This window comes from Novosphingobium resinovorum, from assembly GCF_036352595.1.
Lineage (GTDB): Bacteria > Pseudomonadota > Alphaproteobacteria > Sphingomonadales > Sphingomonadaceae > Novosphingobium > Novosphingobium resinovorum_B.
On the sequence record NZ_JAZFAX010000080.1, the window covers coordinates 1 to 6,355 of the forward strand.

General features: G+C 65.9%; 5 protein-coding genes and 1 pseudogene. 5 read left to right on the forward strand and 1 reads right to left on the reverse strand.

From position 1 onward, the window contains the following. Positions 1-123: 123 nt before the first annotated feature. Positions 124-501: a DUF4870 family protein gene (locus tag V2S85_RS26650; protein WP_330705809.1), complete on the reverse strand. Its 378-nt coding sequence runs from the start codon at positions 499-501 to the stop codon at positions 124-126. 177 nt (positions 502-678) lie between these two features. On the opposite strand from V2S85_RS26650, the gene V2S85_RS26655 reads away from it, so the two are divergent. The 5 genes and pseudogenes from V2S85_RS26655 to V2S85_RS26675 form a co-directional block, all read left to right on the forward strand. Beyond that, entirely contained in the window at positions 679-1,437 is a 759-nt protein-coding gene (locus V2S85_RS26655) for a class I SAM-dependent methyltransferase (RefSeq protein WP_330705810.1), read from the forward strand. 7 nt (positions 1,438-1,444) lie between these two features. Beyond that, positions 1,445-3,022: a 2-polyprenylphenol 6-hydroxylase gene (gene ubiB / locus V2S85_RS26660; protein WP_330705811.1), complete on the forward strand. Its 1,578-nt coding sequence runs from the start codon at positions 1,445-1,447 to the stop codon at positions 3,020-3,022. After that, positions 2,989-4,152 carry a hypothetical protein gene (locus V2S85_RS26665; protein ID WP_330705812.1) on the forward strand — a complete coding sequence of 388 codons (1,164 nt, stop codon included), beginning with the start codon at positions 2,989-2,991 and terminating at the stop codon, positions 4,150-4,152. Before ubiB ends, V2S85_RS26665 begins: the two co-directional genes overlap by 34 nt. Before the next feature lie 37 nt (positions 4,153-4,189). Beyond that, positions 4,190-5,548 carry a bifunctional phosphopantothenoylcysteine decarboxylase/phosphopantothenate synthase gene (locus tag V2S85_RS26670; RefSeq protein WP_330705813.1) on the forward strand — a complete coding sequence of 453 codons (1,359 nt, stop codon included), beginning with the start codon at positions 4,190-4,192 and terminating at the stop codon, positions 5,546-5,548. Beyond that, positions 5,532-5,804 (forward strand): annotated as a pseudogene (locus V2S85_RS26675) (dUTP diphosphatase); the annotation flags it as partial. The gene V2S85_RS26670 and the pseudogene V2S85_RS26675, both read left to right, overlap by 17 nt. Positions 5,805-6,355 lie beyond the last annotated feature (551 nt).

Here is a 6,355-nt window from a genome sequence, read left to right on the forward strand (position 1 = left end):
GAACGGTTCGATCCGGCGCATCTGCGCTTCGGTCAGCATCAGCAGGTCGGTCATGGCAGCATTCCTCCTGCAACCTTGAATCAACCCTTCACGCCTCGTGCAACCAATTAATAGGTCCTGACCCTAGACCAGCCAGCTGCCCGGATTGGGCATCGGCACCTGCTTCTGCGCATTGAGGATGCTCATCACGCAGCGCACGACCACCAGCACGGCGACGGCGGGCAGGATCAGGAAGCCGATCAGCACGATCATCAGCAGGAAGCCCAGGATCGTGCCCAGGAAGAATATCCAGAACGTCTTGATCGCATACTCGTAGTGCGAGGCTTCCCACGCCGCCTTGGGTTCATTGCGCCAGACATAGGCGAGCACGACGCCGACGATCCCGGTGATCCCGGTGACGTAGGATGCCAGGTACAGCAGGTTGATGATGGTGGGATTGTTGAAGTCGAACCCCGAGGTCGTCGGGGTCTGGCTGGCGGGCTTGGGTTCGAACTCGCTCATCGATCTCTCCTCGTCGATCGTCTGCCGGACGATCCCCCGGCGCAGGATGCCTGAAAGGCGATGCCCTGTGCATGACGAATCCCGTCACAATCGGCATGCCGGTGGCGAAATCTGCATCGGAACTTTGCCAAAACATTGGTGGCGCCTTGCCGTCCGGGCGGTTAGAGGACTGGCCCCATGAGCAGCGAAACCTCGAACCAGTCCGACGGCGAAACCGTTTCCTTCGGCTACGAAGACGTCGCAGCCGAGGAAAAGGAGGGCCGTGTCGGCGCCGTCTTCTCCTCCGTCGCGCGCAAGTACGATGTCATGAACGACGCCATGTCGGTCGGCATGCACCGCCTGTGGAAGGACAAGTTCGTGCGCCGCGTCCGTCCGCGCCCCGGCGAGCAGATCCTCGACATGGCGGGCGGCACCGGCGACATCGCGTTTCGCATGGAGGCCGAGGGCGCGGTCGTCACCGTCTCGGACATCAACCAGGACATGCTCGACGTCGGCATCGAGCGCGCCGTGGAGCGCGGCATCGACACGCTGGTCTGGTCGCGCCAGAACGCCGAGGAACTGAACTTCCCGGCCCATTTCTTCGATGCCTATACGATCGCCTTCGGCATCCGCAACGTCACCCACATCGACAAGGCATTGGCCGAGGCGCACCGCGTGCTCAAGTTCGGCGGACGCTTCTTCTGCCTCGAATTCTCGACCACCGAATGGCCGGGCTTCAAGGAAGTCTACGACGCCTATTCGCACAAGCTGGTCCCGAAGATCGGCTCGATGATCGCCGGCGACGCGGATTCGTACCGCTACCTGATCGAATCGATCCGCCGTTTCCCGCCGATGCCGGAATTCGAAGGGATGATCCGCAAGGCCGGGTTCAAGCACACCAAGGTCGAGCCGATCCTCGGCGGCCTCGTCGCGATCCATTCGGGCTGGAAGGTCTGACGATCCGGTGACCACCACCCCCGTCCACATCGCGCGTCTCCTCAAGTGGGGCCGCGTCCTCGCGCGTCACGGGGCGCTGCGCGGGATCGAGAACGACCGCAATGCCCCGGCGCCGGTCAAGCGCCTGTGCCGGATCGCGCGCTTCGGCACGCGCCAGCCGGCCGAGCCCGACTATGCCGGTGCCTTTCAGGAGATCGGCCCCGCCGCGATCAAGCTGGGGCAGGCGCTCGCCACCCGGCCCGACCTCGTCGGCGAAGGTCCTGCGCACAACCTGCTGACCTTGCAGGACAGCTTGCCGCCCGTGCCCTTCGCGGCGATCCGCGCGCAGATCGAGAGCACCTTCGGCCGCCCGCTCGAGCGCATCTTCGCCTCGATCGAGGAAACTCCGGTAGGCGCCGCCTCGATCGCGCAGGTCCACCGGGCGGTTACGCCGGACGGGCGCGACGTCGCCGTCAAGGTGCTGCGTCCCGGCATCCGCGAGCAGTTCGCGCACGACGTCGAGACTTACGAATGGGCTGCAGCGCATCTCGAGGCGCTTGGTAACGAGGCGGCGCGGTTGCGTCCGCGCGCGGTCATCGCCAACCTCAAGCGCTGGACCCAGCGCGAGTTCGATCTTCGCCGCGAAGCCGCTTCGGCCTCCGAACTCGCCGATGCGATGAAGGGGATCGAGGATTACCGCGTTCCCGATATCGACTGGGACCGCACCAACGGTTCGGTGCTGACGGTCGAGTGGATCGACGGCATCAAGATGAGCAACCTCGCGGCGCTGCGCGAGGCGGGGCACGACATGTCCAAGCTCGCGCGCAGGCTGGTGCTGACTTTTCTTACGCAGGCGATCTCCTGCGGGTTTTTCCATGCCGACATGCACCAGGGCAACCTGTTCGTGCAGGGGGCGCCCAATGGCGAGAACGGCCATACCACAATCGTCGCGATCGACTTCGGCATCATGGGCCGGATCAACCGTCAGGCGCGGTTGTGGCTGGCGGAAATCCTCTACGGCCTGACCACCGGCAATTACCGCCGCGTCGCCGAAATCCACTTCGAGGCGCAGTACGTCCCCAGCTATCACACGGTCGAGGAATTCGCGACCGCGCTGCGTGCCGTGGGCGAACCGATGCGCGGCAAGCCGGTGTCGGAGTTGTCGGTCGGGCAGATGCTCGACGGTCTCTTCGCGATCACCCGCGATTTCGACATGGCGGTGCAGCCCCACCTGCTACTGCTGCAGAAGACCATGGTGATGGTCGAGGGTCTGGCCACCGCGCTCGATCCCGAGATCAACATGTGGGACGTCGCGGCGCCTTTCGTGAAGGACTGGATCCGCGACGAACTCGGCCCCGAGGCGGTGATCGTCGACCGGGTGCGCGAGGATATCGAGACGCTGATGCGCCTGCCCGCGCTGGTGCGCCGGATCGAGGACCGCTTCCCGCCCAAGGGCGGCGCGCCGGAACAGGCTCCGCTGCCCGAGGTGGAGCTGATCTGGGAGCGCCGTAAACGCGAAAGTAACCACTGGGGTGGCTATGCTCTGGCCGCAATCCTTGGGGGCGCGGCGGCGTGGGCACTGACGTACTGGACTCTTCTGAACTGACGGACAGGGGCCGCTTCGCGCGGCTCTCGCCCGGACTTGCCCGGCTGGCGCTTGCGCTGCTGGCGCTGGTGTTGGTCGCCTCGATGATCGCGCCGACCAACAAGCCGGGCAATCGCTCGCCGTGGGAGGGTGCGGTCGAAGGGCCGGTGGACGCGAGGGGCCAGGCCGTCATCACCCCGGACAAGCCCTATGACGAGGACCTCGCGCTGTACGAGGTCGCCATCGCCCGGATTCAGAAGGGCGAAAACTACTACGACTTCATCGTGCCCGAGCAGAGGGCGCGCAATTATCCGGTCAACCCCGGCATCGCGGTGCGCCTGCCGACGCTGGCCTATATCGACGCGATGCTCGGCGAGCGGGGGCAGATGGCCGCGGCGATGGCGCTCATGCTGGGAATCGTCGCGGTATGGTGGCGCCGTCTGGGCGTGGACACGGACGATGGCGGCCGTGTGCAGCGTCTGGGTGCCGCTATGGTATTCGTGGGTGCCTCCCTGCAGCTCAACCGGCACTATTTTCCGTTGCATGAACTGTGGGCCGGTGGCCTGATCGCGCTGTCGTTCGGGCTGCACCGGATCGGCCGGGACGGACAGGGTGGGCGCTGGATCGCGGCCTTCCCCTGCGCCGCGCTGGCGCTGGCGATTCGTGAACTGACGCTGCCTTACGTGCTGCTCATGGCCGCTTTCGCGCTGTGGAACCGCAACTGGCGCGAAAGCGCGGCGTGGGCCCTGCTGATCGCGGTATTCTTCGCGGGCCTCGCCTGGCACCTCTCGATCATCGCGAGGGACGTGCTGCCGAGCGACCCGCACGGCCCGGCATGGCTGGTCATGCGCGGCATGGCGGGCTGGCTGGTCAATGTGGTGCAGTCGAGCAACTTGCGCTGGCTTCCGCACTTTCTCGCGGGTCCTGCGGTGGTGCTGATGACTTTCGGCTGGCTCGGCTGGCGTAGTCGCTCGGGGCTGGCGGGGTTCCTGCTTTGCGCGGGATACGGGCTTGCGTTCATGCTCGTCGGGCGGTGGGACAACTTCTACTGGGGGGCGATGATCGCCCCGGTCATGTTCGCCGGACTGGTCTTCGCTCCGCGCGCGATGATGCAACTGGTCGCGGCGGCCAAAGGGCCTGTGCCAAACTGATTGCGCCCATGCTCACGCTGTTGCAGAAGCCCCAGTCATGAACGGACCGCGCATTCTGCTGATCGTGGGCGGCGGCATCGCTGCCTACAAGGCCTGCGAACTCGTGCGCATCATCCGCCGCGAAGGCGGCTCGGTGACTTGCGTGCTGACCGAGGGGGGCGCCAAGTTCGTCACCCCGATGACGCTGGCGGCGCTTTCCGAAAACCCCGTCCACACGACGCTCTGGGATCTCAAGAACGAGGCCGAGATGGGCCATATCCAGCTCAGCCGCCAGGCCGACCTGGTGGTCGTCTGCCCGGCGACGGCGGACCTGCTCGCGCAGATGGCGGCGGGCCTGGCGGGGGATCTGGCCACCACGCTGCTGCTGGCGACCGACAAGCCGGTGCTCGCGGTCCCGGCGATGAACGTGCGCATGTGGCTTCACGCCGCGACCCAGCGCAACGTCCAGACCTTGCGCGATTCGGGCGTCGAGGTGATGGAGCCCGACGAGGGCGCGATGGCCTGCGGAGAATACGGCCCCGGCCGCCTGCCCGAGCCTACGGAAATCTGGCAGGGCATCGCCCGCTGCCTCGGCCATGGCCCCGAAGGTGTCGTCGGCGAGGAACCGGGCGGCCTTTCCGCCGCGATGATCCCGCGCGGGCCGCGTGCCATCCCCGCCAGCACTTCGCCGCTGGCGGTCAAGGGCAGCGCACGGGGCGCGCCTTCCACCGATCCGACGGCGCTCGAACTCGTCCCGCTCTCCGACGAGCCGCTGCGGCTTTTCGGCAAGCACGTCCTCGTCACCGCCGGACCTACGCACGAGCCGATCGACCCGGTGCGCTACATCGCCAACCGTTCCTCGGGCAAACAGGGCTTCGCCATTGCCGCCGCCGCCGCCGAGGCAGGCGCGCGGGTGACGCTGGTGGCCGGCCCGGTCCACCTGCCGACCCCGCCGGGCGTCGACCGCGTCGATGTCGAGAGCGCGCTGGAGATGGCCGAGGCCGTCGACGCCGCGCTTCCGGCTGACGTTGCGGTGATGGTTGCCGCCGTTGCCGACTGGCGGGTGGTGCGCTCGGCGGACCAGAAGCTCAAGAAGGACGGCGGCGCCATCGCGCCGCTCGAACTGACCGAAAACCCCGATATTCTCGCCGGCCTTGCGCATGGGCTGCGCCGACCGCCGCTGGTCGTCGGCTTCGCGGCGGAGACGCAGGACGTCATCCGCTATGCCCAGGCCAAGCGTGTGCGCAAGGGCGCCGACTGGATCGTCGCCAACGACGTTTCGGGCGACGTCATGGGCGGCGACGCCAATACCGTCCACATCGTCATGGCCGACGAGGTGGTTTCCCTTCCCGAAATGCCCAAGGGGGACGTCGCGCACGCCCTCGTCGAAAGGATTGCCGATGCACTCGCCGAATGAAGTCCCCGTCATGGTCAAGGTTCTGCCGCACGGGCAGGGGCTGGACCTGCCCGTCTACGCCACCGAAGGCGCGGCGGGCATGGACGTGGTCTCGGCCGAGGACGTGACGATCCCTTCCGGCGGGCGTCATGCAGTGGCGACGGGCCTCTCGGTGGCGATCCCGGTGGGTTACGAGATTCAGGTACGCCCGCGCTCGGGCCTTGCGCTCAAGCACGGCATTTCGGTGCCCAATTCGCCGGGGACGGTGGATTCGGACATTCATGACACCCCCCTTTCATGGGTGAACACGGCGAACGATCGCTGAGCGTGATAATCGAAAAAATTGAATTCCGGGAATGCTTCGAACGGGTTGCTTGAGGCGCGACAGAGACGGATCACTCGTCCATCGCTATTTTTACTTATGTTGACACGGGCCGGACCGATTCCTAGCTGGTGAGGGAACAGTTCGGGAACAATTGATTGCCAGTTGCAGAGATCAGAGCCGGTGACCTTCTAAAACCACAAGCCCTGACAAAGCGCATATTCCACTTCCAGCCGGCCGCTTTTCACTTAGGCGTGCCCCGCAAGCTCATTGGCTGCCCCTACGTCACCCGTGGAGGAGAAGCGGGCCGTCTCGTTAACGCCTACATTCAAGCCCGTTGGACGAAAGCGTGGACTCCGTCGGTCGGGCGCGCTCAACTTGTAAGCGTACGGCCTCGGGCGTGTTGCGGCATTTTGGCTCGGCGCTGATGGACCTCCGGTAAGGAGTCTCTTTCTGGACTCCAGAAGGAGGCTAAGTGAAGGATCGGGTGGAGATCATTGCGCGCA